The organism is Streptomyces sp. ASQP_92 (assembly GCF_025399895.1).
Taxonomy (GTDB): Bacteria; Actinomycetota; Actinomycetes; order Streptomycetales; family Streptomycetaceae; genus Streptomyces.
On sequence record NZ_JAODUA010000007.1, the window covers coordinates 1 to 24,364 of the forward strand.

The following is a 24,364-nucleotide window of genomic DNA, read 5'->3' on the forward strand; positions in this document are numbered from 1 at the left end:
GGCGGGGTTGCCGTCCCGGCTTTTGGGCCGTTCCGACGTCCCGAACTCTAGCGGATTTCCCCGGCCGATTCACAATCGAGTCTGCCGGTCCGACCGAAAAAGAGAATTCGGCATGCCGAAATTCATCCCGGTCGGGAGATCGTGCTGAGTTGGGTGCCGCAGAGTCTGCGGCGGACGGTTGCCGCAGAACCGTTCCGGCTCCGTGGCAACCCGAAGAACCTTACGGATCTGCTCATCCTGCGTCAACTTGAGCGTCGGCTCGGCGCCGTCCTGGGCGGTAGCGTGCCCTCGTGACCTTGATCCTCGACACCGACACAGCCGTCGCCCACGCCTGGTGGTGGCGTACCGGAGACGGACCCATAGCCCCGTCCGACCTGGCCCTGCTGAGCAAGGATGAGCGCGACCGGGCCGCGCGGTTCGTCCACCCGGGGGCGGCCGTGGGGTATGCCGCCGCGCGAGCGTCGACCCGTCGGATCCTCTCCACCCTGCTCGATGTGGCGCCGGAGGAGATAGGGCTCGGCCGCAGACCCTGCCCGGGGTGCGGCGATCCGCTGCACGGACCTCCCACCGTGCTGCGTCCGGACACCCCTCTGTGGATCAGCATCTCCCACACCGGCGGCTGCGGAATGCTCGCCGTGGCCCGCGTTCCGGTGGGAGTGGACGTCGAGTTCGTACGCGACTTCCCGGTCGAGGAGCTCGCGCCGTCCACCCTGACCGAGTCCGAGCGGCAGATCGTGCTGCGGGCGGAGGAAGGGGATGCCCGGACCCGCGCGTTCCTGCGGTGCTGGACCCGTAAGGAAGCCGTGCTCAAGGCGGTCGGCGTCGGGATCACCACCGATCTCCGTACCGTCGAGACGTGTCCGGAGAGCTCGCGCCCGGTGACCGTCGCCACCGGGGTCCCCGGTACGCCCGGGTCCTGGACCGTGGCGGACCTCGACATGCCCGGCACCTGGGCCGCGGCCCTCTCCGTTCCCGCGCAGACCGACGGCAGCCACCCCGAAGTACGTCTCCACGAACACAGGTGAGCGTCGCCGCCCCCGGGCGCCGACATGGCGAAGGGCCGGCAGGACGCGCTGCGTCCGTGCCGGCCCTTCGCCGTCGGTCTCGCCCTTACTTCTCCACCAGCCGCAGCGAAATGCTGTTGATGCAGTACCGCTGGTCCGTCGGGGTCGGGTAGCCCTCGCCCTCGAAGACGTGGCCCAGGTGGGAGCCGCAGCGGGCGCAGCGGACTTCGGTGCGGGACATGCCGTGGGAGCGGTCCTCGATGAGTTCGACGGCCTCGGTGTCCTTCGGGTCGAAGAAGCTCGGCCAGCCGCAGTGGGACTCGAACTTCTCGGCGGAGGTGAACAGTTCGGCCCCGCAGGCGCGGCACGAGTACACGCCCTCGGTCTTGGTGTCGGTGTACTCGCCGACGAACGCGGGCTCCGTGCCGGCCTGGCGCAGGACCTGATACTCGGCGGGAGTCAGCTCCGCGCGCCACTGCTCGTCGGGCTTCTCGACGTCGTACGCCATGGGGTGCTCCTCGCTCGGGTCGGATCGGGGCGGGTCAGTCGGACAGGCGGGCCAGGATGGCCGGACCGAGGTCCGTCACGTCGCCCGCGCCCATGGTGAGAACGAGATCGCCGGGGGCGGCCATTCCCGCGACGACGTCCGGGACGGTGGACTTGTCGTGGACGGCGGTGACCGTGGCGCCGGCCGCCTTGGCCGCGTCGATGATCAGCTCGCTGGTGACGCCGGGGACCGGGTCCTCGCGGGCCGGGTAGATGTCGAGGACGACGGAGAGGTCGGCGAGCGCGAGGGCCTCGCCCATCTCCTTGCCGAGCTCCTGGGTGCGGGAGAAGAGGTGGGGCTGGAAGACCACCAGGAGGCGGGAGTCGGACGCGCCCCGCATCGCCTCCAGGTCCGCGGTCATCTCGGTCGGGTGGTGCGCGTAGGAGTCGATGACCTGGACGCCCTTGGCCTCGCCCTTGAGCTGGAGGCGGCGCTTGACGCCGGTGTACTTGCCGAGCGCGGAGGCCAGGTTGTGCGCCGGGATGCCGAGGGCGACGCCCGCGGCGAGCGCGGCGACCGCGTTGTGGGCGTAGTGGCGCCCGGGGACCGAGACGGTGAAGGTCAGGAACTTGCCGTTCAGCAGGACCGTCACCTCGGAGGTGAGGCCGCGCGGGGTGACCTTGTGGACGCGTACGTCCGCCGTCTCGGACTCGCCGTAGGTGACCACCTTGAGCGAGGACAGGTCGCGGACGCGCTGGGTGAGCTCCACGGCGCCCGGCTGGTCGGCGGCGATCACGAGGGTGCCACCGGGCCTGATCTTGCCGACGAAGGTCTCGAAGGAGTCGTAGATCTCGTCCATCGAGGCGTAGTTGGCGTGGTGGTCGAGTTCGACGTTGAGGACGATGGCGACCTCGGGGTCGTACTTCTGGAAGCTGCGGTCGCTCTCGTCTGCCTCCGCCACGAAGATGTCGCCCTCGCCGTGCCGGGCGTTGGTGCCGGGCCCTTCGAGGTCGCCGCCGATCGCGTACGAGGGGTCGAGGCCCAGCTCGGTCAGGGCGACGGCCAGCATCGAGGTGGTGGTGGTCTTGCCGTGGGTGCCGGCCACCGCGATGGAGCGCAGGCCGCCCATGAGGGAGGCGAGCGCGTCCGAGCGGTGCACGACGGGCACGGACAGCTCGGCGGCGCGGGCCAGCTCGGGGTTGTCGGCGCGGATCGCGCTGGAGACGACGACGCAGGTGGCGTCGGAGGCGAGGTGGCCGGCCGCGTGGCCGATGTGCACGGTGGCGCCGAGGGCCCGCAGCGCCTCGGCGGTGGCGGACTCCTTCGCGTCGCTGCCCGCGACCTGGGCCCCGCGCTGGGCCAGGATCTTCGCGATGCCCGACATGCCGGCACCGCCGATGCCGATGAAGTGCGGCCGTTCCATGGCGGTGGGAATGGCGGATGCCATGCGGTTCTCTCCCGGGGTGCGACGTACGTACAGAAGGAGCCCCCACCCTAATTCCTGTGGGGGCTCCGGCCGCGACACGGCTCCGTGCGGGGGCTACTCGCTGTGGGCGAAGAGCTTGAGGACCGGTACGCCGACCTTGTGACGGGCGCGCGAGGCCCAGTCGCGGTGGAAGAACTCCTCCACGTAGTGCGGGGCCGTCAGGACGATGACCTCGTCGGCGCCCACCTCGTCGACCACGCCCTTCAGCTTGTCCAGGGGGTGGTCGTCGACCACCTGGCCCACCGCCGTGCTGCCCGCGTCCCGCAGGGATTGCAGGGAGTGCTGGAGCGCCAGTTCGGCGGGGCCCTGGGCCGCCGTGCCCTCGGGTTCGTCGCCTTCGCGGACGGCCTCGTCGAGTTCGCCGAGCGCCACGTCGTCGATCGCGCGCAGCAGCCGGTCCTGGTCGCCCCTGGGCTGCATGAGCACGACGAACGACATCGGCTCGTCCCCGTGCAGAGTGGTGACGAATTCCACGTCTACGGAGGTCAGGGGCTTCTCGATCATCAATACGCTCGTGAACACGACAGGCGCCCTTCTAATCTCTCCATGGCCTTCGCCACCGTGAGCGGTGGGCCCGGCCCCTGCGGAAACCATCCTTCCCCGTGCCCGCACGGGGTCTGCCTGAATAAGTGTGCCCAGCGTGAGCTAAGCGGAACGGTAAATTCCGCCGTTCGTCAGATCCGACGGTAACGCGTGAAGAGGAACCCGGCGTCCTCCAGGACCGACGTCGGCGCGAACCGCTGGGGAACCGTCACCGGGGGCCCTCCGGCGATGCGCTGGGCGTCCCCGGCGGTCAGCAGCGGCGCCACCGTCAGACACAGCTCGTCAAGGACTTCGGCGGCCACGAACTGGCCGAGCAGGCGCGGCCCGCCCTCGGTGAGCATCCTCGGCAGGCCCCGGTCGGCCAGCGCCCGCACGGCCCGCCGGGGCTCGACTCCGGGACCGTCGCCCGCGACCACCACCTCGGCGCCCGCCCGCTCGGCCTCCCGCACCCGGTCGGGGTCGGCGGCCGCGCCGGTCAGGATCAGGGTGGGGACCAGCGGCGAGGTGAACAGGGGCAGCGAGAAGTCGAGGTCCAGGCCCGCGGTGACGACGGCGATCGCGGGGGCGGGACCCTGCCCGGCCGCCTTGCGCCGCTCGGCGAACTCGGCCCGCGCCCTGGCCGGCCGGTACCCCTCCAGGCGTACCGTTTCCGCACCCACCACGACGACGTCCGCCAGGGCGCGCAGCGTGCCGAAGATCCGCATGTCGGTGTCGGACGACAGCGGCTGCGAGCGGCCCTCGTGCTGGCCCGCGCCGTCGAGCGAGGACACCATGTTGGCCCGCAGCCAGGGGCCGTCCGTGCGGGGGTAGGCGTAGGCGTCGGCCAGCCGGTCGAGCGACCACTCCGTGTCCGCGGCCGGGTCCGCGGTCCAGGGGTGTCCGGGGGGCCCGGTCTGTTCGGCGCTCTGGACGCTCTCGGCGCTCTCGGCGGCCGGTGTCTGGTCGGTCACAGGGAACAGTTGTCGCATGCCGTGCAGTCTGGCACGACCCTTACAGTGGGGAACTGTGTCGACCAGCCCCATAACCGAAGCGGCCCCGGCGTCCCTGTGCGCCCGCGCTCCCCATGTCCCCGCCGATCGACTGGTCGCCGAGATGGTGCCGCCGCCGCGGTTCGACTCGGTCCGTTTCGAGACGTATGTGCCGGACCCGAACCAGCCGAGCCAGTCCGAGGCGGTCACCGTGCTGTCCTCCTTCGCGGCGGGGCTCGGCGGGGCGCACGCGGTCGGGGCCAAGCGGCGCTGGTTCGCGAAGAAGCCGGCCGCGGCCCCCGGGCCGCGCGGGGTGTATCTCGACGGCGGGTACGGCGTCGGCAAGACCCATCTGCTCGCCTCGCTGTGGCACGCCACTCCGGCCGAGCCGGCGCTCAAGGCCTTCGGCACGTTCGTCGAGCTGACGAATCTGGTCGGCGCGCTCGGCTTCCAGCAGACCGTGCAGACGCTGAGCGGCCACCGGCTGCTGTGCATCGACGAGTTCGAGCTCGACGACCCGGGCGACACGGTCCTGGTGTCCTCGCTGCTGCGCAGGCTCGTCGAGCAGGGCGTGGCGCTGGCCGCGACCTCCAACACGCTGCCCGGCAAGCTCGGTGAGGGCCGGTTCGCGGCCGCCGACTTCCTGCGGGAGATCCAGGGCCTCTCCGCGCACTTCCGCCCGCTGCGGATCGACGGCGAGGACTACCGGCACCGCGGGCTGCCCGAGGCTCCCGCCCCTTACTCCGACGAGCAGGTCACCCGGGCCGCGTACGCCACCGAGGGCGCCGCCCTCGACGACTTCCCGCAGTTGCTGGACCACCTCTCGCGGGTCCACCCCAGCCGGTACGGGGCGCTCACGGACGGGGTCCGCGCGGTGTGTCTGACCGATGTGCGGCCGGTGCCCGACCAGTCGACCGCGCTGCGTCTGGTGGTGCTCGCCGACCGGCTGTACGACCGCGAGGTGCCGGTGCTCGCCTCGGGCGTCCCCTTCGACCGGCTGTTCAGTGACGAGATGCTGAACGGCGGATACCGCAAGAAGTACTTCCGGGCGATCTCCCGTCTGACCGCGCTGGCCCGCGACGCGAAGGGCCTTGTGGGGCAGTAGGTTTGGGGCCGAGGGGGCTCCGCAGCATCCGTCCATCGCCCCCTCGGCCACAGAAGGGAAACATCATGGCCACCACGCGCACGGCGCACACGGTCTGGGAAGGCGAGCTCCTCAAGGGCTCCGGCACCGTCACCTTCGACTCCTCGGGCATCGCCTCGCAGGCGGTCTCCTGGCCGTCCCGCGCCGAGCAGGCCAATGGCAAGACCAGCCCGGAGGAGCTCATCGCGGGCGCCCACTCGAGCTGCTTCTCGATGGCCCTCTCGCACGGCCTGACGGGCGCGGGCACCCCGCCCACCCGTCTGGAGACCAAGGCCGACGTGAGCTTCCAGCCCGGCGAGGGCATCACCGGCATCCACCTCACCGTGCGCGGCGAGGTCCCCGGCCTCGACGCGGACGGCTTCCAGGCGGCCGCCGAGGACGCCAAGAAGAACTGCCCGGTGAGCCAGGCCCTTTCGGGGACCACCATCACGCTCTCCGCCGAGCTCGTCTGAGGCTGCCGCCAGCGGTAGCGCCGGGCGCCGTTCCATCGCACGATCGAGGGAACGCGGGGCGTCCGGAAGGGGTGCGCGGTGGCCAGAAGGGACAGGGCCGGGCAGGGCGGGAAGAAACCCGGGCCCGGCCTTGGTGAACTGCTGCGCATCCCCGGCGGCGAACGCGTGCGCCTCTCCGCGTACGCCGCCGACGCGACCCCCGCCGGGCCGCCGGACAAGGCCGCGGGCCTGGCCGCCACCGCCCGGATGGGTGAACGTCTCGCCGATCTCCAGGAGCGCCTTTACGCGGCGAGCACCTCGGGCGACCGGCGGCGGATCCTGCTGGTGCTCCAGGGCATGGACACCAGCGGCAAGGGCGGCACGGTCAAGCACGTCATCGGGCTCTTCAACCCGTCGGGCTGCCGCGTCCAGGCGTTCAAGGCGCCGACCCGCGAGGAGCTCGGCCACCCCTTCTTGTGGCGCATCACCAAGGCGCTCCCCCGGCCCGGCGAGATCGGCATCTTCGACCGCTCGCACTACGAGGACGTATTGATCGCCCGGGTGCGGGAGCTGGTCTCCCGCACCCGGCTCAACCGCCGCTACGAGCAGATCAACGACTTCGAACGCTCCCTCGCCGACGACGGGGTGAGCATCGTCAAGGTGTTCCTGCACATCAGTTACGAGCAGCAGCGCCGCCGTCTGCTCGCGCGCCTCGACAACCCCGACAAGCACTGGAAGTTCAACCCGGGGGACATCGACGAGCGGGCGCTGTGGCCCGCCTACCAGAAGGCGTACGAGATCGCCCTGAAGCGCTGCTCCACCGACGCCGCCCCCTGGTACCTCGTGCCGGCCGACCGCAAGTGGTACCGCGACTGGGCGGTCAGCACGCTGCTCCTGGAGCGGCTGGAAGCGCTCGATCCGCAGTACCCGCCGGGCGACTTCGATGTCGAGGAGTGCAGGCGCCGGTTGCTCAACGACGGGTGAGCGAGGGCCAGTTGGGGCGAGGGCCGCGCGCGGGCGCCGGGAGATCTGCTCGGCGGAGAGCGAGCCGATGCCGTCCGCGTGAGCGGTGGCCGCGCCGGCGAGGCCGAGGGCGGTGGGCCGAGGGCGGTGGGCGGTGGGCAGTGGGCAGTGGAGCAGAGCGCCGCGGTGCACGCGCCCGTACGGGATCCGGACACGGCGCCTCCCTGGAGCATGCACGGCGCCTCGGGTGTCAAGGGGCTGTTCGGGCGGGTGTTCCGTATGTGACGAGCCCAGTCCGCCGGGGGACGGAGGGCGCGTTGTGCGGCATTGGCCGGAATCTCAGGGACGCCGAGGGCAGCCTCGGCAAATATGCCTATACGATCGGATACTTTCCGTTCGTGACCCTTACTGCACGCAAAATGATCGCCGGTGCCCTGCTCGGTGCCGCGCTCGCCGGCTGCGGCTCCGACCCCGCCTCCGCCCCGCGCCACTCGGCGGACCGGCCCTCCCCCTCGGCCCCGGCCCCGCAGGGGGCGGGCGCCCCCAAGACGGCGAGCGCCCCGACGCTGGCGCCCGGCCCCGGCGGAATCACCCCCGTCTTCAAGCGGGCTCCCGAGACCCCCAAGGGCGAGAAGGTCGTCGCGCTGACCTTCGACGCCGACATGACGGCCGACCAGGGACCGCGCGCCGCGCGCGGCGAGCACTTCGACAACCCCGGGCTCATCGCCGATCTACGGCGGATGAAGGTTCCGGCGACGGTGTTCATGACCGGCCGGTGGGCCGAGGAGTACCCGGCCGAGGCCCGCGCGATCGGGACGGACCCCGCCTTCGAGGTGGGCAACCACTCCTACAGCCATTACGCGTTCAAGTCCGACTGCTACGGCCTGCCCGTGGTCCCCAAGGACGCGGTGCGGGCCGACGTCGAGAAGGCGACGGCCCAGTTCAAGAAGGCCGGGGTGACCAACGCCGTGCCCTACTTCCGCTTTCCCGGCGGCTGCTACGACGACGAGGTCCTGCGCACCCTCGCCCCGCTGAAGATGACCGCCGTCCAGTGGGACGTGGTGAGCGGGGACGCCTTCGCGACGGACGCGAACGCGGTGGCCGACCAGGTGCTCGCCGGGGTACGGCCGGGGTCGCTGGTGGTCATGCACTGCACGCGCAGCGCGGCGCCGGTCACCGACACCGCGCTCCAGCGCATCGTGCCGGAGCTGCGCAAGCGCGGCTATCGCTTCGTGAAGGTCTCCGACCTGATCCGGGGCGCCACCCAGCACTGAGCCATCAGCCGGAGCAGGCGGTGCGCTGCGCCTCCTGCCACTCGCACACCGGACAGAGGGTGCTGCCCTTCGTCGACTCCGGGTACTCGGTCGGCGCACGGCACAGCACGCACTCGGCGAAGGGGCCGTCCGCGGAGCCGGGCGCGGGGGCCCCGGCGGCGGGCCCCGGTCCTCGCTCCGGTCCCGCGTCGCAGTACGTCGTCTCGTCGTGCGGCCGCGTCTCGTCCATGGACCCGAGCGTAATCGGGTATGGGGCCAAGCGGTCGCCCCGGCCGGGACGGAGGTGTGGGCCCGGCGTCGTACGGAATCGTCGTACGGAATCTGCGAGGGGACGGGCCCGGCTCGGCTCAGCGGCGTCGTGAGCTGAGCGCGCAGACCCCGGCGGCGACCACCCCCGCGCACACCAGAGCGGCGGCCGGCGGCACTACCGCGAGCGGTACGGAGCCCGTGCGCGAGCCGGTGACCAGGGCGGACACCGCGTACTTGGCGGGCGACGGCGTGAGGACCAGGGCGAGCAGCGCGCCCAGTGCGGTGAGCGTGAGGGACCAGCCCCGCGTGTGCAGCACCGGACGGCTGCCCAGCGCGCCGACCGCCGCCCCCGTCAGCACGCAGACCCCGGCCGCCGACAGCCCCGCCCCGAGCGCGGAACCCAGCGGCACCGCCACCTTGTGGTCCGCGCTCGCCGGATCGCCCACCGCGGTCACGTACGCCGTGCCCAGCAGGCCGAGCACGGACGCACAGCCGACCGCCGCCAGGAGCGACGCGAGATGGACGCGGGGCGGACCCGCGGCGGCGGCCGCGCAGGTGCGGGCGGCCTCCGGTTCCTGGGTGACGCAGATCCGTACGAGCCAGGCCGTCACCGGTAGCAGCCCGGCGGCCGCGAACCCCAGCGCGCCCAGGACCGGCTCCCCCGCCTGGACGCCGACGGCCAGGAAGGCGACGTACAGCAGGACCGGCGCGAGCCAGCGCTGGGAGCGCAGGAGCAGGGTGCTCTGGTAGCGCACGAGGGGGACGAGTGGGCTCATGTGCCGCGCACTCCTCGGATGTGCCAGGGCGGGCGGGCCGCGAGCAGGGCGCGCAGCAGGTCGTCGGAGTGCTCGGCCGCGACGCGCAGGGTGCGGGAGCCGTCTGCCGTCCTCAACTCCTGTGGGCTGCCCGGCAGTTGGGATGGCAGGGGGCCCGTTCCGGTGATGTCGACGAGGACCGGCGCGCCGGAGGGGTTCGGGGTGCCGGCCAGGGGCGCGCGGTGCAGCCCGGCGTCCGCCACGGTGTACCGCGCGTCCTGGTGGCCGGCGAGGCGCGCGGGGTCGTGGTCGACGAACACGACCGTCGCGCCCGCCGTCACACGCTCGCGCACCGCGCGGTCCAACTCGGCGCGGGCCGCGGTGTCGAGGCCGGTCCACGCCTCGTCCAGGACCAGGAGTTCGGGTTCGGCGAGCAGCGCCTGGGCCACGGCGACCTTCTGGCTGGTGCCCTTGGAGAGCTCGGCGAGCGGAGTGCCGGCGTACGCGGCCGCGCCGAACCGTTCGAGCCAGTGCCCGGCCCGCTCCTTGGCCGCGCGGCGCGACAGCCCGTGGATCCGGCCCAGGTGCGTGAGGTAACCGGCCGCCGTGAAGGGGAGCGCCGCCGGGAAGCGTTCGGGGACGTAGGCGGTGCGGGGCCGGCCGGTGACCCGGCCCTCGGTCGGCGCGTCCGTTCCGGTCACCAGCCTCAACAGGGTTGATTTACCGGTGCCGTTGGTGCCCGTGACGCGGACCAGGGCGCCCGCGGGCAGCTCCAGGTCGATGTCGCGCAGGACCCAGGGGCCGCCGATGGAGTACCGGCGGCCCACACCCCTCAGTGCGCGGGTGGTGCTCAGTGCTGCTGCGCCTTCTGCGGCGTCGCCTCGCTCGGCCGGACGATGACGTAGCCCTCGCCCTGGAGCATCAGCTGCACAGCCTCGCCGGAGCCACCGCGCAGCATCGAGCCGATGGACTGCGAACGGTGCAGGGAGGTCTGGAGGTTGGCGGTCCAGCCGACCACCGCGTCCGTGTCGACGTACACCGGGAGCTGCGGGGAGACCGGGATGACCAGCGGGTTGCCCTCGCAGACCACGCCGAGCCGGCCGTACCCCGTGAAGACGCTGTTGAACAGGCCGCCGCCGGCGATGCCGGAGCCCTTGACCGTCTTGATCTCGTAGCTGAGCGTGGAATCGAAGCACAGCACGTTGCGGCCGTTGATGGTGAGGGCATCGCCCTGCTCGATGTCGACAATGAAACAGTTCTGCGCCTCGTGCGCGAACCACGCCTCGCCCTGGCCGGTGACCGCCATCAGGGGCAGGCCCTCGCCGGTGACCGCGCGCTTCAGCATGCCGCCGATGCCCTGGCCGCGCCGCTCGAACTGCAGGTTGCCGCGGTAGGCGATCATCGCGCCCTGGCGCGCCAGCATCTCCCCGTTGACGGCGTACTTGATCGACTTGGCGTTCTCCAGCGTCATTCCGGCGGCGGCCGCCGGCTGGGCCATGTTCTCGGTGGCAAAAAGGTCGCTCTTCATGCGCGCATCCTGTCCCGGAACGATTCGTTCCGCCAAGAATCACCGGTTCGGCGGCTGGCAGACTGGTGGGGTGAGCACCCAGGACACCTCTTCCGCCGACCCATTCCCCGACGAGTCCCCTCGCGACGAGGCACCGCAGTTCGTGCTGCCGCTCGTCGTCCGCATCGAGAAGGCCGAGCCCCCGGCGCGGACCGACGCGCTGGAGACGGCGGCCCGCGCGGTGCTCGTCATCCTCGACGACGACCGGTCGCTGGGCGAGGGCGACGACGAGGGCGAGTGGGCGCGGGCCATGCGCGACTGGCAGGACGCGCGGATCCGCAAGGTGGTGCGTCGGGCCCGCGGTGCCGAGTGGCGCAAGGCCTCGGCGCTGCCCGGGATCACGGTGACCGGGAAGGCTGCGGAGGTACGCGTCTTCCCGCCGGTGCCGCTCGACGGCTGGCCCAAGGAGCTGGCCAAGCTCCAGGTGTCCGGCACGGATCTGGACGACCCGGCGGAACCGGGTCCCCCCGATCCGCTCGCGCCGGTGCTCTGGCTCAACCCGGACCTCGACATGTCCGCGGGCAAGGCCATGGCGCAGGCCGGCCACGGTGCCCAACTCGCCTGGTGGGAGCTGTCGGACGCCGAGCGCAAGGCTTGGCGGGGGGCGGGCTTCGCGCTCTCGGTACGGGTCGCGGAGCGCGCCGCGTGGCGCGAGCTGACGCTGAGCGGGTTGCCGGTGGTTCGGGATGCCGGGTTCACCGAGATTGCGCCGGGGTCTTGCACGGTGGTGGCGGAGCATTCGGGGTTGTGGGGGCGGCTGGGTCGGTGAGGGGGTGGTGGGGCCCCGCGCCCCTGGGCCGCCCTGGTTGGGGCCCCCAGCGCCCCTCGGCCTCGCGCCCGTACGGGCCGTTCGCGCAGTTCCCCGCGCCCCCGAATGCCAGCGCCGGGTTCGGCCCCTCGCGCGGGACCCCGCACCCCTAACCCCGCCTTCGTCCTCGGGTCGTGGTCGCTGCTCGCGCAGTTCCCCGCGCCCCCAAATGCCAGCGCCGGGCCCGGGGCCCCTCGCACAGGGGGCCCCGCACCCCTAACCCCGCCTTCGTCCTCGGGTCGTGGTCGCTGCTCGCGCAGTTCCCCGCGCCCCCAAATGCCAGCGCCGGGCCCAGCCCCTCGCGCCCAATGCCCGCGCCGCACCCGGCCCCTCGCACAGGGGCCCCTCGCACCCAGCCCCACCCTCGCGGCGTTGAACGCATCGGGGGTCTCATGCGTATCCCGCGGTACCACCGAGTAGCGTTCGGCGCTCTCGATCGACCGGCCCGGGAGGCATCTTGTCGCGTGGCATAGTTCGCTCCAGTCGTTTTGCCCTGCGCCGCGTGAACGGTACGGGGCTGCTGATCGCGGTGCTCGTGGCCACCATCGGCGCGCTGGCCTTTCCCGTGTGGTCGTATGCCGATCGCGGTGGGACGCCGCAGGCGAATCTCGACGCGGCCTCCACGCCGACCCCCTGGGGCCCGCTGTCGGCGACGGACCGGGAATTCGTCACCAAGGTGCGGCTCGCCGGGCTCTGGGAGGGGCCGGCCGGGCAGCAGGCGCAGCAGCGAGCCCCCAGCGCCGCGATCAAGGCGGCCGGGGACCACCTCGTCATGGGCCACGCCGCGCTCGACCGGCACGACCGCGACGTGGCCGCGAAGCTCGGCATCGAGCTGCCGAGCCAGCCCAACCCTCAACAGCAGGGATGGTTGCGGCAGTTGACGGCGGACACCGGCACCGCCTACGAGCGGGACTTCGCCAACCTGCTGCGCGCCGCGCACGGCAAGGTGTTCGCCCTGGTCGCGCAGGTGCGCGCGACCACCCGCAACTCGCTCGTGCGCGATCTGGCGAATGACGCCAACACCACCGTGCTCGACCACATGACGATGCTGGAGGCCACCGGCCTGGTGGACTTCGACGCGCTGGCCACCCCGAGCTGAGGCTCGCACAGGGAGGCCTTCGCGGCCGGGCGCGGCAACCTCAAATCAAGCTCTGAAGGTGACCCGCGAGGGTTCGCCGCCGGAGCCGGGGGCCATGACCTGTCCATGAAGCAACTGGGCATCGGCATCGGCTGGCGGCCTGAGATCGCCACGGCCGTGGAGGGGCTCGACGGCATCGACTGGGTCGAGGCGGTCGCGGAGAACCTCTGCCCCGGCCACCTCCCCGACTCGCTGGTACGGCTGCGCGGGCGCGGCGTCACCGTGGTGCCGCACGGGGTCTCGCTCGGACTCGGCGGGGCCGAGCGCCCGGACGCGCGGCGCCTCGCCGAGCTGGCGGCCCGGGCCGAGGCGCTCGGCTCCCCGCTGGTCACCGAGCACATCGCGTTCGTGCGCGCGGGCGGCGCGCTGACCGCCTCGCCGCGCCTTGAGGCGGGCCACCTCCTGCCGGTGCCGCGCACCCGCGACGCCCTGCGGGTGCTGTGCGAGAACGTCCGCATCGCCCAGGACGCGCTGCCCGTGCCGCTCGCCCTGGAGAACATCGCGGCCCTGATCGACTGGCCCGAGGATGAGTTGACGGAGGGCCAGTTCCTGGCCGAGCTCGTCGAGCGCACCGGGGTGGGGCTTCTCATCGACGTGGCCAACCTCCACACCAATCGGGTCAACCGGGGCGAGGACCCCGCGAAGGTGCTCGACGCGCTGCCCCTGGAGGCCATCGCGTACGTCCATGTAGCGGGCGGCGTGGAGCGGGACGGCGTCTGGCACGACACGCACGCCCACCCCGTGCCCCGCCCGGTCCTGGACGTCCTTGCCGAGCTGGCCGCACGGGTGACCCCGCCCGGCGTGCTCCTGGAGCGGGACGAGGCGTTCCCACCGACGGCCGAACTCGCGGGCGAACTCGACGCGATCCGCTCCACGCTCCGGTCCGCCACCCGGCGCCCGGGCCGTCCCGAGACCCCGAGCGTCCTCGCGGCCCCGGACGGACCGGTGACCTCGGACGGACCGGTGACCCCGGTCGGCGCGGCGGGCCGCGTGTCGGCCCGTACCGGCTCGGCGGCGCCTCCCGGCACGGCGGTCCCCACCAGCGTCCCGCCTCTCGAAGAGAGCCACCGTTCGCGTGAGCGGCTCGCGCTGGCGCAGGCCGCTCTGCTCTCCTCGCTCACCGCCGGGACGCCCGTGCCCGCCGGGTTCGACGGGCCGCGGCTGCGGGTGCAGGCCCGAGCGCTCGCGGCCAAGCGGGCCGACGTGGTGGCCAAGGTGGCGCCGGAGCTGGAGACGCTCCTCGGCGACGGCTTTCGCGAGGCGTTCCTCGCCTACGCCACGTGCCGCCCGATGCGCGGCGGTTACCGCCAGGACGCCCTCGACTTCGCGCGCTGGCTGCTCGACGCGGGACGGCCCGGCGACGCCGACACCCGGCGCGCCCTGGGCCGTTGGTGGAAGGAGCGGGCCGGCGCCCGGCCCCCGGGCCGCGCGGCACGGCTTCTGAGCACCGTGAGCCGAGCGGCCCGAGGGCGGCGCAACCCGTCAACGTACCTCGTGGGCAAGGGAGTTGAGACGAACTCCTCCCTCACGTGACGACTCCCACACCACCCGGCCACCCATTTCACCGAACCGCCTCCCGGATCAGCGGCATCCGCACTACCGTGCGGCACGCACCAGGAGGCATCCATGCGTCGCTTGCTGTCCGGTACCGGGCTCGTCCTCGTCGCGCTGGCCGCGACCCTGCTCGCGCTGCTGTTCCCGATCTGGTCGTACGCCGACCGCTCCGGCACGCCCCTCGCCGACCTCGACGGCGCCACGGTGCCGACCCCCTCGGGCCCGCTGTCCGCGGCCGACCGGGACTTCGTGGTCCGGGTGCGGCTGGCCGGGCTCTGGGAGGGGCCGGCCGGGCAGCAGGCCATCGAGCGCAAACCCAGCGCCGCGATCGAGGCGGCCGGGCGGCACCTGATGGCGGGGCACGCCTTCCTCGACGCCCGGGCACGCGAGGTCGCCGCGCGGCTCGACATGGAGCTGCCGAACCAGCCCAACGACCAACAGCGGGGCTGGCTCAGCCAGTTGACGGCGGACACCGGCACCGCCTACGAGCGGGACTTCGCCAACCTGCTGCGCGCCGCGCACGGAAAGGTGTTCTCGCTCGTCGCCCAGGTGCGCGCGACCACCCGCAACTCGCTCGTGCGCGAGCTCGCCGACGACGCCAACACCACCGTCCTCGACCACATCCGCGTGCTGGAGGCGACCGGGCTCGTCGACTTCGACGCGCTCGCACGGGACGGCGCCGCGGCGGCGACCGCGAGCCCCACCGGGCCGCCACCGCCCACGCCGGGGACGACGCCCGCGAGTCCACGGCCCCTCGCCCCGGGGCCGTCCGGCAGCGCCGGGCCCTCGTTCCCGCTGCCGCCCGCCGTGTCCCGCCCCAAGGACGAGGCATCGGCGGAGCCCGACACCCACACTCCGTAACGAAGGAATAACTCCACGTCCAAATCGTGGACAGACTGTGGCGGTGAACCGCCAACTTCGCATACAACTCGGCCATGTTCTGGGTGCTCTTCCTTCTGCCGGCGATCGTCGCCGCCGGGCTGTCCTGCGGTCGGCTCTGCCTCGCGGCCGTCGCCGCCGCGCGCCCCGGGCCGCGTCCGCAGGAGGAGCGGGACCTGTCCTGCTACGAGGCCGCGTTCCTGGCGGGCGGCCCCTATCGGGTCGCCGACCTCACCCTGATCTCCATGCACCGGGCCCGTCGGCTGCTGCTCGCCCACACCGGGTGGGCCACCGTCGTGGACCCCGAGGGCCGCGACGACCTGGAGCGGTCCGTCCTCACCGCGATCGGCCCCGGCGGGCAGGAGCGGATAGCGGCGATACGCTCCGACGCGGCCGCCGCCGACGCGGTGCGCGAACTCGCCGAGCGGCTCGCGGGAGCGGGCCTGGCCGTCCCGGACGTGGTGCGCAACGGCGTCAGCGCCTCGGTGCGGGCGGTCCGGGGCGCCGCCCTGCTGATCACCGCGCTCGCCGCCACCGCGCTGTTCATGCCCGGTGAGGCGTCCATCGGGCGGGCCGAGATGGCCGCCTGGTTCTCGCTCCCCCTCGTCCTCACCCTTGGCTGCCTCGCCATCGCCCGCATGGAGATCCACCCGTACACCCGCTGGGCCTCGCCCGACGGGCAGGCGCTGCTCGGCGGGCTCGACGCGGCGGGCGATCCGCTCACCGCGGTCGCCGTGCGCGGACTGCGGGCCGTGGACGATCCCCAGGTGCGCAGCGCCCTGACGAGCGGCCGCTTCGCGCATCGGAGTCAATGACCGCGTCCGGCGCGGCCCCGCTGCTTTACTTCCCCTCGCACGACGTATCCCCTTTTGACCTGTATGTACTTCCGTAGTACCGCAGCACGAAAGGGATGTTCCGGCGATGAGAGCTGTAGCGCTGTACGGAACCCTCGGTTCCCTCGTCCTTTCCGCCCTCGTCGCCGCTCCCGCGGGCAGCGCCGACCCGCTCACCGTCGAGGCCCGGGGCGCGGCGGCGGCCGCCCGGCACGCGGCCGCCACCCCGATCGCCTTCGGCCGCTGCCCCGAGGTGGAGGCGCTGCCCCCCTCCGTCCAGTGCGGCACCGTCGAGGTCCCGCTCGACTACAGCCATCCGACGGGCCGTCAGATCGCGCTGACCGTCAGCCGGGTCAAGGCCACGGGCAAGCCCGCCCAGCGCCAGGGCGCCCTCGTCTTCAACCCGGGCGGACCCGGCGCCTCCAGCATGTACTTCCCGATGGTGGCCGGCCTCCCCACGTGGAAGCGGCTCGCGGGCGCGTACGACCTCGTCGGCTACTCCCCGCGCGGAGTGGCCCGTTCGGCCCCGCTGTCCTGCCAGGACCCGGCGGACTTCGCCAAGGCCCCCACCGACGCGCCGAGGCACCCCTCCGAGCCGTACAAGATGGAGCGCATCGCGCAGGCCCAGGCGTACGCCGCGGGCTGTGAGCGCAACGCGGGCCAGGCGCTGCGCTTCTACACGACCCTCAACAACACCCGCGATCTGGACGTGCTGCGGGCCGCGCTCGGCGAGAAGAAGCTGACCTTCATGGGCTCCTCGTACGGCACCTACTTCGGGGCCGTGTACGCGACGCTGTTCCCCTCCCACGTCCGCCGGATGGTCTTCGACTCGGCGGTCGACCCGGACCCCGACCAGATCTGGTACCGCAACAACCTCGCCCAGTCCCGCGCGTTCGAGGGCCGCTGGGAGGACTTCCGCACCTGGGTCGCCAAGCACGACGCGGTCTACCACCTGGGCAGCACGGCCCAAGAGGTCCTGGAGAGCTACGAGAGGGTGCGGGCCGCCCTGACCCGGCGGCCGGCCGGCGGCACCGTCGGGCCCGCGCAGTTGCAGGCCGCGTTCCTCAAGGCCGGGTATTACGACGACTACTGGTCGAGCCGGGCGAGCGCCCTGTCGGAGTACCTCAAGGGCAATGAGCGTCCGCTGGTCCAACAGGCCGCCCCCAGGCCGGAGTCGGCGAGCGACGACGAGAACGGGAACGCGGTCTACACGGCCGTCGAGTGCAACGACGCCCCCTGGCCGACGGACTTCGCCACCTGGGACCGCGACAACAGCGAACTGGCGCGGACCGCGCCGTTCGAGACGTGGGACAACGTGTGGATGAACCTGCCGTGCGCCTACTGGCCGGCCCCGCGGCAGAAGCCGGTGGACGTCGGCGTGCGGCCGGGGGCGCTGCCGCCCACGCTGATCCTGGCAGCGGAGCGGGACGCGGCGACGCCGTACCCGGGCGCTCTGGAACTCCAGCGGCGGCTGCCCGGCTCCGCGCTGATCACGGAGAAGGACGCGGGCACGCACGGCATCGCGGGCGGCGCCAACGCGTGTGTGAACGGCTATGTGGAGGACTACCTGCTCAACGGCCGGACGCCGGTGCGGCGCGCTGCGTGCGCGCCGCACCGGGAGCCGAACCCGGTGTCGCTGGACGAGCGGACGGCCCACAGGCCGGGGCGTACGGTGCCCGCTCTCTGATCTTCCGGGTCAGGGGTGACCGGCCCGCTCGCGTGGCGCGGGCCGGTCACCTGGTCTTGCTCGGCCGGTGAGGCCGGTGAAGGCGGTGAGGCCGGTGAAGGCGGAGGCCGTCAGGCGAGTCCGGCGACGAGATCCGCGACGGACTTCCGCCGGCCGGTGTAGAACGGCACCTCTTCGCGCACATGCATCCGGGCCTCGGAGGCGCGCAGATGGCGCATCAGGTCGACGATGCGGTGCAGTTCGTCGGCCTCGAAGGCGAGCAGCCACTCGTAGTCGCCGAGCGAGAACGAGGCGACCGTGTTGGCCCGCACGTCGGGGTAGCCGCGGGCCATCTTGCCGTGGTCGGCGAGCATGCGGCGGCGGTCCTCGTCGGGCAGCAGGTACCAGTCGTAACTGCGCACGAACGGGTACACCGACACGTAGTCGCGCGGGTTCTCGTCGGCGAGGAACGCCGGGATGTGCGCCTTGTTGAACTCGGCGGGGCGGTGCAGCGCCATGTTCGACCACACCGGTTCGAGCGCGCGGCCCAGCTTGGTGCGGCGGAACAGGTTGTAGGCGCCCTGGAGCTCGTCGGAGGTCTCCGCGTGCCACCAGATCATGATGTCGGCGTCGGCGCGCAGACCCGACAGGTCGTAGGTGCCGCGGACGGTGACGTCCTTGGCGGCGAGCTGGTCGAACAGCTCCTGGACCTCGTCGGCGTAGCCGGCGCGGTCCTCGGGCAGAACGTCGCGCAGCTTGAAGACAGACCACAGGGTGTAGCGGATGACCTCGTTGAGGTCCTTCGCCTTCTTCCCCGCGTTGGGAATCTTTTCCGGAGCAGCACTCATGTGGCTATTGTCCCGCGTCACTCTGGGTGTTCCGCGCCAGGGTCGACGTGGCGATGATCTCGTCGGCGGCGCGCCGTGCGCTCGCGACGCACGCGGGGATGCCCACGCCGTCGTACGCGGCGCCGCAGACCCGCAGTCCGGGCAGCTTGGCCACCTCGGCGCGGACGCGGGCGACCTTGGCGAGATGGCCCACGGGGTACTGCGGAAGTCCCCCGATCCAGCGGTTGACCCTGCTCGCGACGGGCTTCGCGGACAGCGCGACGGCCTCGCCGAGATCACCGAGCGAGACGTCCACGAGGTCGGCGTCGTCCCAGTCCAGATGGCGTTCCTCGCCGTAGCGCCCGATCGAGGTCCGCAGCACGAACAGGTCCGGGCCTCGCTCGTTGACCCAACTCCACTTGTGCGTGGAGAAGGTGGAGGCCTTGATGGTGCGCCCGTCCACCGGCGGCACCAGAAATCCCGAGCGCGTCTCCAGGCCGGCCAGATCGGCCCGCCGGAAGGCGAGCGTGACCAGGACCATCGAGGCGTACTCCACCTCGGACAGCTCGGCGGCCGCGACCGGCGACTCGGCGGCGAGCAGCGCGGAGGCCGACCAGGCGGGGGTGGACAGGATCACCCCGTCGGCGTCGATCAGTTCACTGTCGGTACGGATCCGCCAGCCGTCCGCGGTCCGGGTGAGGGCGAGTACCGGGGTCTCGGTGCGGATCTCGCCGCCCTGGGCGCGTACGGCGTCGGCGACCGCGAGGGGCAGGGTGCCGATGCCGCCGTCCAGGCCCGCGAAGACGGGGCCGCCCCGTTGCTTGGCCGCGGCGGCGGCCTGGATGTCCTGGACGCCGTCGAGGAGCGAGGGGTGGGTGCGGGCCGCCTCGAAGAGCTGGGGCACCGCGGCCCGCATCGAGATCCGGTAGGCGTCGCCCGCGTAGACCCCGCCCAGAAGCGGTTCCACCAGGCGGTCGACGACCTCGCGGCCCACCCGCTTGGCGACGAACTCGCCGACGCCGATGTCCTCGCCGAGCTCGGTGGGGGGCAGTTCGCGGTCCTGGGCGACGCGGGCCAGGCCCTCGGCGGACAGGATGCCGTGGAGGGTGTCGGGCCGCGCGGGCACGCCCATGACATGGCTCGTGGGCATGGGCCGCAGGGCGCCCCGCGTCCAGATGGCGGCGCCGGCCGCGGCGGGCGCCTGGATCCGGTCGCCGAGGCCGACCGCGCGGGCCAGCTCCACCGCCTCGGGGCGGCGGGCCAGCATCGACTCGGCGCCGAGGTCGACGGGCGCCCCCTCGATCTCCCCGGCGAGCAGCTTGCCGCCGAGCACCGCACTGCCTTCGAGCACGGTCACCCGGGCGCCGGACGCGAGCAGCCGGTGAGCGGCGGCGAGGCCGGAGATGCCGCCTCCGACAACGACGATGTGCGGGGCGCGGGCGGGGGCGTTGTCCATGGCTCCACTGTCTCAGACCGGCGCCGACCACCGGAAACGCGCCCCGACACGGCACCAGCGGCACCTCAACTCGGCTTTCCTATAAGCGAGTTGAGAGGGGGGAGCAGCCAACACCCGGGCCGCCTCCGGACGCCCGGGGAACACCGCGGGCCGGCCCTCCGTATCGTGATCGTCGAAGGCGGACCCTCAGGAGCGGAGGCAACACCCATGGCGGCGGAGCGACTGGTGGTCATCGGCGGTGACGCGGCGGGCATGTCCGCGGCATCGCAGGCACGCAGGCTGAAAAGTGCCGAGGAGCTGGAGATCGTCGCCTTCGAGCGGTCGGGCTTCACCTCGTACTCCGCGTGCGGCATCCCGTACTGGGTGGCCGGCGACGTGCCGAGCCACGAGGACCTGATCGCGCGCGGCCCCGAGGAGCACCGGGCCCGCGGGATCGATCTGCGGATGCGCACCGAGGTGACGGAGCTGGACGTGGCGGGCCGGCGGGTGCGCTCGCGCGATCTCGCCTCGGGCGGCGAGGAGTGGACCTCCTACGACAAGCTCGTCATCGCGACCGGGGCGTGCCCCGTGCGGCCCGCGCTGCCGGGGATCGACGCCCCCGGAGTGCACGGGGTGCACACCATCGACGACGGGCGGGCCCTGCTTGAGAGCCTGGAGTCGGCCGGTGAGCGGCGCGCGGTGGTGGTGGGCGGCGGCTACATCGGCATCGAGATGGCCGAGGCGATGCTCGCCCGCGGCTTCGAGGTGACGCTGCTGACCCGGGGCGCCGAGCCGATGCACTCGCTCGACCCCGACATGGGCCACCGCCTCACCGAGGCGATGGAGCGCTCCGGGATCAAGGTCGTCACGGACGCCGAGGTCACCAAGGTGCTCACCCATGAGTCGGGCCGGGTGCGCGCGGTGGCGACCGACCGGGCCGAGTACCCGGCGGACGTGGCGGTGCTCGGCCTCGGTGTCACCCCCCGTACGGAGCTGGCCCGCGCAGCCGGGCTGCCGCTCGGCGACTCGGGCGCGCTGCTCACCGATGCCTCGATGCGGGTGCGCGGGCACGAGAACATCTGGGCGGGCGGCGACTGCATCGAGGTGCTGGACCTGGTGTCGGGCCGGCACCGCCACATCGCGCTCGGCACCCATGCCAACAAGCACGGCCAGATCATCGGCTCCAACGTGGGCGGCGGCTACGGCACGTTCCCGGGCGTCGTCGGCACGGCCGTCACCAAGGTCTGCGACACGGAGGTGGCCCGCACCGGTCTGTCGGAGCGGGAGGCCCGCGAGGAGGGCCTCCAGTACGTCACGGCGACCATCGAGTCCACCACCGTCGCCGGGTACTACCCGGGCGCGGCCCCGATGACGGTGAAGATGCTGGCCGAGCGGCGGACGGGGCGGCTGCTCGGCGTGCAGATCGTGGGCGGCGCGGGCGCGGCCAAGCGGATCGACATCGCGGCGGTGGCCCTGACCGCCCGTATGACGGTGGATCAGCTCACCGGCCTGGACCTGGCCTACGCCCCGCCGTTCTCGTCGGTGTGGGACCCGGTCCTGGTGGCGGCGCGCAAGGCGGTGTCGAAGCTGCGCGCCGCCGGCTAGCCGCTACTTGGCGGTCTGCTCGTGGACGTACGCGACGAGGCGGGTCAGCGCGTCCGGGTCCATCGAGGGCAGCACCCCGTGGCCGAGGTTGAAGATGTGGCCCTCCAGGCCCGCGGCCGCGTCCAGGACCTCGCGGGTCTTGGCCTCGACGGCCGCGGTCGGGGCGAACAGGACCGCCGGGTCGAGGTTGCCCTGGAGCGCCTTGCCGGGGCCGACCCGGCGGGCCGCCTCGTCCAGCGGAACGCGCCAGTCGACGCCGACGACGTCCGCGCCCGCCTCGCCCATGAGGCCGAGCAGCTCGCCGGTGCCGACGCCGAAGTGGATGCGGGGCACGCCGTAGGAGGCGACGGCGTCGAAGACCTTCGCCGAGGCGGGCAGGATCGAGCGGCGGTAGTCGGCCGGGGCGAGCGCGCCCACCCAGGAGTCGAAGAGCTGCACCGCGGAGGCGCCCGCCTCGATCTGCACCTTGAGGAAGGCGCCGGTGATCTCCGCGAGGCGGTCCAGCAGGTCGGCCCACAGCTCCGGGTCGCCGTACATCATGGCCTTGGTGTTCTCGTGGTTGCGGGACGGGCCGCCCTCCACGAGGTAGCTGGCCAGCGTGAACGGGGCGCCCGCGAAGCCGATGAGCGGCGTGGAGCCGAGCTCGCCGGTCAGCATGCCGATCGCCTCGGTGACGTAGTGGACGTCGTCCGGGGTGAGATCGCGCAGCCGGGCGAGGTCGGCCCGGGTGCGGATCGGGTCGGCGACGACCGGGCCGACACCGGGCTTGATGTCCAGGTCGATGCCGATGGCCTTGAGCGGGACCACGATGTCGCTGAAGTAGATGGCCGCGTCGACCTTGTGCCGGCGGACGGGCTGGAGCGTGATCTCGGTGACCAGGTCGGGCCGCATGCAGGACTCCAGCATGGGGATGCCCTCGCGCACCTTCAGGTACTCCGGCAGCGAGCGCCCGGCCTGGCGCATGAACCAGACCGGCGTGTGCGGGACGGCTTCCCGCCGGCACGCCCTGAGGAACGCGGAGTCGTGCGTCGTGCTGTTCGGCTGGCCCACAGGGCGGTCGTTGGCGCTCACGCCCAGAATCTTCGCATGTGCCACAAGCGGCTGCCCCGGGCCGGGTGTCCCTACCGGCGCCGGGCGCCCGTTCCGCCTAGTCTTCCCCGCATGGCTGCCGCTCAGGGACGAACTTCGGATGGCGCTGACGGCAGGGACGCCGGGGACGGAACCTCCGTTCCGATCCCCTTCCGTCAGGCCGTCGACGCACTGCGCACGGCGCGACCGCGCCCCGAGATCGAGCTGGACGAGACCCGACCGCCCCAGCGCCTCGCGCCGTACGCCTACGCCGTGGAGGCGGCGGTCGTGGAGGGCGAGGAGGACCTGGCCGACGGCCGGCTCGTCCTGCTGCACGACCCGGCCGGGCACGACGCCTGGAAGGGGACCTTCCGCCTGGTCACCCTGGTGCGGGCCGAGCTGGAGCCGGAGATGGCGGCCGACCCGTTGCTGCCCGAGGTGTGCTGGTCCTGGCTGACCGGCGCCCTGGAAGCCCGCGGTCTGGCGTACGGCGAGGCCGGCGGCACGGTCACCCGGGCCGGCTCGCACTATTTCGGCGGGCTCGCGGAACGCCTGCCGGCCACCCAGATCGAGATCCGGGCGTCCTGGACGCCGCGCGAAGGGCTGGGCGGAGTGCCGGACACGGCGGGTCATCTGGCGGCCTGGTGCGATCTGCTGTGCCAGATCGCGGGCCTGCCGCCGGCCTCCGGCCAGGCCGAGGGGGGCGGTGGCGTGGTCACCCTGCCTCAGCGCCGCGACCCCCGCTGAGGACCGGCCCCACCTTTTCCCGCGCCCCGCGCCCGCCTTTCGGTGGGGCGCGGGGCGTTTTCGCGGGCCCCCGCGCGGGTCCGTGCGCCCCGGCGGTCACTCGACGATCGAGCACCTGTCTGAATTGCCCTAAATGTTTCTCACCAAATCGTGATCATTCTCTAAAGGCCGAGGGGTTTGGTGCCGAAGAGGTTTGTGACCCTAACTGCACGGTTCGCCCCGGCTTCATCCCCGAGCCGGCTTCGTCCCGCACCTTTCCAGGAGGCCTGGTGTCCGTTCTTCTTGAGCAGCCCGCAAGCCTGGTCGCCTACCGCCCGAACAAGCCGACGGCCATGGTCGTCGTTGCCGACCCCCGAGTCCGCTCCACCGTCACCCGGCACCTGTGGGCGCTCGGAGTACGTGACGTCATCGAGGCGTCGTCCATCGCGGAGGCCCGTCCCCGCGTCGGCAACCCGCGCGACATCTGCGTTGCCGACGTCCACCTGCCCGACGGTTCCGGGCTGACCCTGCTGTCCGAGACCCGAGCCGCGGGCTGGCCCAACGGCCTGGCCCTGTCCGCCGCCGACGACATCGGTGCCGTGCGCAACGCCCTCGCGGGCGGCGTGAAGGGCTATGTCGTCACCGGTACCCGCACCAACGTCGGCCACCCCGGCCGCCCCGGCGCCGCCCCCATCGGCGCCGCGGCCGCCCGTATGCACCGCCGCCCCCCGGGTGCCCCGAGCCACCCGGGCGGCTACCGCGAGCTCTCCGGCCGTGAGGTCGAGGTGCTCCGGCTCGTCGCGGAGGGCCAGTCCAACAAGGCGATCGGCGTCTCGATGGGCCTGTCCGCTCTGACCGTCAAGTCCCACCTCGCCCGGATCGCACGCAAGCTCGGCACGGGTGACCGCGCCGGGATGGTGGCCGTGGCCCTGCGGACCGGAATCATTCACTGAC

The 24,364-nt window shown here is 72.8% G+C and carries 25 protein-coding genes and 1 pseudogene; 15 read left to right on the plus strand and 11 right to left on the minus strand.

The genetic code is table 11. From position 1 onward, the window contains the following. Positions 1-290: 290 nt before the first annotated feature. On the plus strand, positions 291-1,025 hold the full coding sequence (locus N4G70_RS17465; protein ID WP_261713579.1) for a 4'-phosphopantetheinyl transferase superfamily protein: 735 nt from the start codon (positions 291-293) through the stop codon (positions 1,023-1,025). An 85-nt stretch (positions 1,026-1,110) separates the two neighbouring features. Here the strand turns inward: N4G70_RS17465 and msrB are convergent, their stop codons facing one another. The 4 genes from msrB to N4G70_RS17485 form a co-directional block, all read right to left on the minus strand. Beyond that, the gene (gene msrB / locus N4G70_RS17470) at positions 1,111-1,512 is read right to left on the minus strand and encodes a peptide-methionine (R)-S-oxide reductase MsrB (protein ID WP_261713580.1); all 402 of its coding nucleotides are present in this window, start codon (positions 1,510-1,512) and stop codon (positions 1,111-1,113) included. Positions 1,513-1,546: 34 nt separating this feature from the next. After that, positions 1,547-2,938, minus strand: a complete 1,392-nt coding sequence (gene murC, locus N4G70_RS17475; protein WP_261713581.1) for a UDP-N-acetylmuramate--L-alanine ligase — start codon at positions 2,936-2,938, stop codon at positions 1,547-1,549. Positions 2,939-3,031: 93 nt separating this feature from the next. Then, a complete protein-coding gene (locus N4G70_RS17480) occupies positions 3,032-3,499 on the minus strand; it encodes an indole-3-glycerol phosphate synthase (protein WP_261713582.1) in 468 nt (155 codons plus the stop codon). Between the two features lie 152 nt (positions 3,500-3,651). Beyond that, on the minus strand, positions 3,652-4,488 hold the full coding sequence (locus N4G70_RS17485) for a pyrimidine reductase family protein (protein ID WP_261713583.1): 837 nt from the start codon (positions 4,486-4,488) through the stop codon (positions 3,652-3,654). Here N4G70_RS17485 and zapE point away from each other — a divergent pair. The 5 genes from zapE to N4G70_RS17510 all read left to right on the plus strand — a co-directional run bounded on the left by zapE (position 4,487) and on the right by N4G70_RS17510 (position 8,300). After that, positions 4,487-5,593, plus strand: a complete 1,107-nt coding sequence (gene zapE, locus N4G70_RS17490) for a cell division protein ZapE (protein ID WP_261713584.1) — start codon at positions 4,487-4,489, stop codon at positions 5,591-5,593. The genes N4G70_RS17485 and zapE overlap by 2 nt on opposite strands. A 65-nt stretch (positions 5,594-5,658) precedes the next feature. Beyond that, positions 5,659-6,084 carry an OsmC family protein gene (locus tag N4G70_RS17495; RefSeq protein WP_261713585.1) on the plus strand — a complete coding sequence of 142 codons (426 nt, stop codon included), beginning with the start codon at positions 5,659-5,661 and terminating at the stop codon, positions 6,082-6,084. A 78-nt stretch (positions 6,085-6,162) separates the two neighbouring features. Beyond that, entirely contained in the window at positions 6,163-7,047 is an 885-nt protein-coding gene (locus N4G70_RS17500; RefSeq protein WP_261713586.1) for a PPK2 family polyphosphate kinase, read from the plus strand. Positions 7,048-7,125: 78 nt separating this feature from the next. After that, on the plus strand, positions 7,126-7,311 hold the full coding sequence (locus N4G70_RS17505; protein WP_261713587.1) for a hypothetical protein: 186 nt from the start codon (positions 7,126-7,128) through the stop codon (positions 7,309-7,311). Positions 7,312-7,445: 134 nt separating this feature from the next. Beyond that, positions 7,446-8,300 carry a polysaccharide deacetylase family protein gene (locus tag N4G70_RS17510; protein ID WP_261713779.1) on the plus strand — a complete coding sequence of 285 codons (855 nt, stop codon included), beginning with the start codon at positions 7,446-7,448 and terminating at the stop codon, positions 8,298-8,300. Between the two features lie 4 nt (positions 8,301-8,304). Here N4G70_RS17510 and N4G70_RS17515 read toward each other — a convergent pair whose 3' ends face one another. The 4 genes from N4G70_RS17515 to N4G70_RS17530 all read right to left on the minus strand — a co-directional run bounded on the left by N4G70_RS17515 (position 8,305) and on the right by N4G70_RS17530 (position 10,832). Next, positions 8,305-8,529, minus strand: coding sequence for a hypothetical protein (locus N4G70_RS17515; RefSeq protein WP_261713588.1), 225 nt, complete (start codon positions 8,527-8,529; stop codon positions 8,305-8,307). A 118-nt stretch (positions 8,530-8,647) separates the two neighbouring features. Continuing rightward, a complete protein-coding gene (locus N4G70_RS17520; protein WP_261713589.1) occupies positions 8,648-9,325 on the minus strand; it encodes an ABC transporter in 678 nt (225 codons plus the stop codon). Next, on the minus strand, positions 9,322-10,140 hold the full coding sequence (locus tag N4G70_RS17525) for an ATP-binding cassette domain-containing protein (protein WP_261713780.1): 819 nt from the start codon (positions 10,138-10,140) through the stop codon (positions 9,322-9,324). Before N4G70_RS17525 ends, N4G70_RS17520 begins: the two co-directional genes overlap by 4 nt. A 14-nt stretch (positions 10,141-10,154) precedes the next feature. Then, positions 10,155-10,832 carry an AIM24 family protein gene (locus N4G70_RS17530; protein WP_261713590.1) on the minus strand — a complete coding sequence of 226 codons (678 nt, stop codon included), beginning with the start codon at positions 10,830-10,832 and terminating at the stop codon, positions 10,155-10,157. 70 nt (positions 10,833-10,902) lie between these two features. Here N4G70_RS17530 and N4G70_RS17535 point away from each other — a divergent pair, with 70 nt between their 5' ends. The 6 genes and pseudogenes from N4G70_RS17535 to N4G70_RS17560 all read left to right on the plus strand — a co-directional run bounded on the left by N4G70_RS17535 (position 10,903) and on the right by N4G70_RS17560 (position 17,770). Next, on the plus strand, positions 10,903-11,640 hold the full coding sequence (locus N4G70_RS17535; RefSeq protein ID WP_261713591.1) for a peptidyl-tRNA hydrolase: 738 nt from the start codon (positions 10,903-10,905) through the stop codon (positions 11,638-11,640). A gap of 532 nt (positions 11,641-12,172) precedes the next feature. Continuing rightward, positions 12,173-12,887: pseudogene (locus N4G70_RS17540) on the plus strand (DUF4142 domain-containing protein). Further along, complete coding sequence (locus tag N4G70_RS17545; RefSeq protein WP_261713592.1) at positions 12,884-14,350, plus strand: DUF692 domain-containing protein; 1,467 nt, start codon at positions 12,884-12,886, stop codon at positions 14,348-14,350. The pseudogene N4G70_RS17540 and the gene N4G70_RS17545 overlap by 4 nt, the downstream one beginning before the upstream one ends. A gap of 93 nt (positions 14,351-14,443) precedes the next feature. Further along, positions 14,444-15,232, plus strand: a complete 789-nt coding sequence (locus N4G70_RS17550) for a DUF4142 domain-containing protein (protein WP_261713593.1) — start codon at positions 14,444-14,446, stop codon at positions 15,230-15,232. Positions 15,233-15,306: 74 nt separating this feature from the next. Continuing rightward, complete coding sequence (locus N4G70_RS17555; protein WP_261713594.1) at positions 15,307-16,065, plus strand: TIGR04222 domain-containing membrane protein; 759 nt, start codon at positions 15,307-15,309, stop codon at positions 16,063-16,065. Between the two features lie 106 nt (positions 16,066-16,171). Then, positions 16,172-17,770 (plus strand): alpha/beta hydrolase, encoded by a 1,599-nt coding sequence (locus N4G70_RS17560; protein WP_261713595.1) that lies wholly within the window; start codon positions 16,172-16,174, stop codon positions 17,768-17,770. 110 nt (positions 17,771-17,880) lie between these two features. On the opposite strand, the gene hemQ is transcribed toward N4G70_RS17560, so the two are convergent. Further along, positions 17,881-18,597, minus strand: coding sequence for a hydrogen peroxide-dependent heme synthase (gene hemQ, locus N4G70_RS17565; protein WP_261713596.1), 717 nt, complete (start codon positions 18,595-18,597; stop codon positions 17,881-17,883). 4 nt (positions 18,598-18,601) lie between these two features. Next, the gene (gene hemG / locus N4G70_RS17570) at positions 18,602-20,032 is read right to left on the minus strand and encodes a protoporphyrinogen oxidase (RefSeq protein WP_261713597.1); all 1,431 of its coding nucleotides are present in this window, start codon (positions 20,030-20,032) and stop codon (positions 18,602-18,604) included. Between the two features lie 207 nt (positions 20,033-20,239). On the opposite strand from hemG, the gene N4G70_RS17575 reads away from it, so the two are divergent. Next, positions 20,240-21,616, plus strand: a complete 1,377-nt coding sequence (locus tag N4G70_RS17575; protein WP_261713598.1) for an FAD-dependent oxidoreductase — start codon at positions 20,240-20,242, stop codon at positions 21,614-21,616. Positions 21,617-21,619: 3 nt separating this feature from the next. Here the strand turns inward: N4G70_RS17575 and hemE are convergent, their stop codons facing one another. Beyond that, on the minus strand, positions 21,620-22,687 hold the full coding sequence (gene hemE / locus N4G70_RS17580) for a uroporphyrinogen decarboxylase (protein ID WP_261713599.1): 1,068 nt from the start codon (positions 22,685-22,687) through the stop codon (positions 21,620-21,622). Positions 22,688-22,777: 90 nt separating this feature from the next. Here hemE and N4G70_RS17585 point away from each other — a divergent pair, with 90 nt between their 5' ends. Together N4G70_RS17585 and N4G70_RS17590 are read left to right on the plus strand one after the other, a co-directional pair. Continuing rightward, the gene (locus N4G70_RS17585; RefSeq protein WP_261713600.1) at positions 22,778-23,431 is read left to right on the plus strand and encodes a DUF3000 domain-containing protein; all 654 of its coding nucleotides are present in this window, start codon (positions 22,778-22,780) and stop codon (positions 23,429-23,431) included. Positions 23,432-23,700: 269 nt separating this feature from the next. Then, a complete protein-coding gene (locus tag N4G70_RS17590) occupies positions 23,701-24,363 on the plus strand; it encodes a response regulator transcription factor (protein WP_053729434.1) in 663 nt (220 codons plus the stop codon). The last annotated feature ends 1 nt before the right edge of the window (position 24,364 follow it).

What these genes read in the sequence shown, in the direction of transcription:
- N4G70_RS17495 (WP_261713585.1), top strand. Translation starts at nt 5,659, where the DNA reads ATGGCCACCACGCGCACGGCGCACACGGTCTGGGAAGGCGAGCTCCTC.
- murC (WP_261713581.1), bottom strand. Translation starts at nt 2,938, where the DNA reads ATGGCATCCGCCATTCCCACCGCCATGGAACGGCCGCACTTCATCGGC.
- N4G70_RS17545 (WP_261713592.1), top strand. Translation starts at nt 12,884, where the DNA reads ATGAAGCAACTGGGCATCGGCATCGGCTGGCGGCCTGAGATCGCCACG.
- N4G70_RS17530 (WP_261713590.1), bottom strand. Translation starts at nt 10,832, where the DNA reads ATGAAGAGCGACCTTTTTGCCACCGAGAACATGGCCCAGCCGGCGGCC.
- msrB (WP_261713580.1), bottom strand. Translation starts at nt 1,512, where the DNA reads ATGGCGTACGACGTCGAGAAGCCCGACGAGCAGTGGCGCGCGGAGCTG.
- N4G70_RS17485 (WP_261713583.1), bottom strand. Translation starts at nt 4,488, where the DNA reads ATGCGACAACTGTTCCCTGTGACCGACCAGACACCGGCCGCCGAGAGC.
- N4G70_RS17515 (WP_261713588.1), bottom strand. Translation starts at nt 8,529, where the DNA reads ATGGACGAGACGCGGCCGCACGACGAGACGACGTACTGCGACGCGGGA.
- N4G70_RS17555 (WP_261713594.1), top strand. Translation starts at nt 15,307, where the DNA reads ATGTTCTGGGTGCTCTTCCTTCTGCCGGCGATCGTCGCCGCCGGGCTG.
- zapE (WP_261713584.1), top strand. Translation starts at nt 4,487, where the DNA reads ATGCCGTGCAGTCTGGCACGACCCTTACAGTGGGGAACTGTGTCGACC.
- N4G70_RS17575 (WP_261713598.1), top strand. Translation starts at nt 20,240, where the DNA reads ATGGCGGCGGAGCGACTGGTGGTCATCGGCGGTGACGCGGCGGGCATG.
- hemG (WP_261713597.1), bottom strand. Translation starts at nt 20,032, where the DNA reads ATGGACAACGCCCCCGCCCGCGCCCCGCACATCGTCGTTGTCGGAGGC.
- N4G70_RS17550 (WP_261713593.1), top strand. Translation starts at nt 14,444, where the DNA reads ATGCGTCGCTTGCTGTCCGGTACCGGGCTCGTCCTCGTCGCGCTGGCC.
- hemQ (WP_261713596.1), bottom strand. Translation starts at nt 18,597, where the DNA reads ATGAGTGCTGCTCCGGAAAAGATTCCCAACGCGGGGAAGAAGGCGAAG.
- N4G70_RS17520 (WP_261713589.1), bottom strand. Translation starts at nt 9,325, where the DNA reads ATGAGCCCACTCGTCCCCCTCGTGCGCTACCAGAGCACCCTGCTCCTG.
- N4G70_RS17510 (WP_261713779.1), top strand. Translation starts at nt 7,446, where the DNA reads ATGATCGCCGGTGCCCTGCTCGGTGCCGCGCTCGCCGGCTGCGGCTCC.
- N4G70_RS17585 (WP_261713600.1), top strand. Translation starts at nt 22,778, where the DNA reads ATGGCTGCCGCTCAGGGACGAACTTCGGATGGCGCTGACGGCAGGGAC.
- N4G70_RS17560 (WP_261713595.1), top strand. Translation starts at nt 16,172, where the DNA reads ATGAGAGCTGTAGCGCTGTACGGAACCCTCGGTTCCCTCGTCCTTTCC.